The 2263-nt window shown below is 46.1% G+C and carries 3 protein-coding genes; 2 read left to right on the top strand and 1 reads right to left on the bottom strand.

Annotated features, from left to right (window positions below):
- Positions 1-130: 130 nt before the first annotated feature.
- The gene (locus AM305_RS11035) at positions 131-676 is read right to left on the bottom strand and encodes a TetR/AcrR family transcriptional regulator (protein ID WP_005826098.1); all 546 of its coding nucleotides are present in this window, start codon (positions 674-676) and stop codon (positions 131-133) included.
- Positions 677-827: 151 nt separating this feature from the next.
- On the opposite strand from AM305_RS11035, the gene AM305_RS11030 reads away from it, so the two are divergent.
- Positions 828-1814, top strand: a complete 987-nt coding sequence (locus tag AM305_RS11030) for a DAPG hydrolase family protein (RefSeq protein WP_005826096.1) — start codon at positions 828-830, stop codon at positions 1812-1814.
- Positions 1815-1860: 46 nt separating this feature from the next.
- Positions 1861-2082 (top strand): hypothetical protein, encoded by a 222-nt coding sequence (locus AM305_RS11025; protein ID WP_237698385.1) that lies wholly within the window; start codon positions 1861-1863, stop codon positions 2080-2082.
- Positions 2083-2263 lie beyond the last annotated feature (181 nt).

The following is a 2263-nucleotide window of genomic DNA, read 5'->3' as shown; positions in this document are numbered from 1 at the left end:
GTTTTTAGAAATAAAAGCGGTGTTTTTTGATGAAAATTTTGCAAAATACCTGCATTTAAACATCGGCTTGCCGACGGCTGCGAAGGAGCGGGCGAAGCGGGTAAAACGGCTTTCAGGCTGCCTGAAAATCTCATTTTCCCCCTAATGCCGCAGCAATATGCCGCCACTGTTCGGGTAGTTTTTCGGCGGGGAGCGGTTCGCCTCTTTCGGCGTAATACCGCTCGGTGCCGACTACTGCCATGGCAAACATAGTTGCCTGATAATCCTTAAATTCATCGTATGCTGTGGCGGCGAACTTTTCCAAAAAAACCGTTTTGACAATATCCAGCTGATCTTGATAAAGATGGTGCCGCTTGGTCTGAATGTTCTGCAACGCCAGCATCAGCGGAATTTTTTCCTGAAATGCAGGCAGGCTGTTCTGCAAAAATTCGGCGACATTCGGCGAAGTGAAGCGTTCGTAAACGCTTTGAGCATAAAACGCCTTAAATTCGGCAATCAGTTTTGCCACTAAATCATCAATGCCCGAATAGTATTTGTAAAACGTCATTCGGTTGACCATCGCACGCTCCAAAATCTCCCGCACGCTGATCTCTTTGTAATCTTTTTGGTTGAGAAGCTGTAAAAAGGCTTCCCGAATGGCTTTTTGGGTACGCAAGACGCGCAAATCGGTTTTCATCAGACAACGCTCCGTCAAAATATCTAAATAACAATACTAAACCACTTTTTTGTATGCCTATTATGACAATATATCCTGTTGTTGTCGATGTGCAAGCGGTCTGATTTTTCCTAAAATTTGCACATCAAACGAACACAAGAAGGAAAACAAAATGAATCGTCGCCGTTTTATGACCGCAACAGCTAGCTTAGCCGCTACCGCAATGTTGCCGAAAACAAGCGTAGCTCAAACCGTAAAAAAATCGGCTACTGTTGAATTAGTGCCTGTAACCTATTTGCAAACACCGATGCAGCTGCAATTTCAACGCAACATTGAGAGCTTAAAAAACAAGCCATACCAAGACTTTTTCAATGGCGAACTGAGAGTGCCTATGGAGATGGTAAAAGGCTTGCATCAGCCGTTGCCTGCGGATCAGGTGTTCGCCCCAACGGCGGAAGCCTTGAATGAAGCCTTAGAAAACATCGACAACGCCCCTGTTAGCGGTTATGGCGTGATCAATGACGGTGAGAAAGGTATTGCTGCTTTCAGCCGTTCACGCCATTTTATGCCAAATGTGACGAGCGAAATGTTCAAATGGTGGATGTTGTGGCACACGGTGGAAAAAGAACGTTATATGTTGTGGTTTCCACAGGCACATATCAACAACAGCCTAGCCGATCCGGAGCGAGCGGCGGATAAATCGCTCAGCTATGAGGCGCGTTTTTATAATAATCCAAATCACATCACGGAATACATCGGCGACACCTTGCTCGACACCATCGCCGTGTTCGTACCGCCTGAGCAAATCGGTTTCCGCTCCGAGGTGCTGAAAGCCAAAAACATCACTGCCAGTGCCAGTGGCTGGTCGCACCCTGTGGGTGCAGATAATGTGGCAATGGCAACGCTGATTCACTTGGTACGAGACGTGGAAGGCGGAGCAGAACTCATCAGCTTCTACTGGACAACCCCACACGCCGAACTCAGCCGAATCGCCAAAATCAAGGGGGCAGGCGAACGTGGCGTGCAGGCAATGAGTGCTCATTTGACTGAAGAAAAAGCCCTTGCCATCGCTTATGAAATGTCGGTGCACGATATGACGGAATTTACCCATTTGGCAGAAATCCTGCCTGAACTTTATGCCCAATTCGGACAGCTCTAAGGAGAAACATCGTGAAAATCAAGACCATTTTAACCGCACTTTAGGTATGAGTACGCTTTCCGTTCAGGCGGCCGAACCGCAAACCGCCCCGGCTTACATCGGACAGGCATTCAATCAAATTTACGGCAAGGCGTACAGATCCGAAAACGTGCAAGGTAAAGTGCCGCTTGTGATTTTCGCCCACGAATTAAGCAAAACCCATGCCACCATGGAAGAGACTACGCCAAATCCCTTGCTGAGCAGGGTTAAAAAACACCGCTTGCGGTAATACAAGCGGTCTGATACTTACAAAAATGTAAGTACTATCAAAATATTAACCATCACGCTAAAATATGGCACAAACCATATCCATATTATTTTAGGAGCTTTTATGAGCAAAATTTTAGTCATCTCTGCCCATCAAGATTTAAATCAATCAGTCAGCAACCAATTAATTTTAAAAGAATTGG

Source organism: Actinobacillus minor NM305 (assembly GCF_000175195.1).
GTDB classification, from domain to species: domain Bacteria; phylum Pseudomonadota; class Gammaproteobacteria; order Enterobacterales; family Pasteurellaceae; genus Haemophilus_A; species Haemophilus_A minor.
Note: the sequence above shows the minus strand (reverse complement) of the source record. Positions and strands in the feature narration are given on the sequence as shown.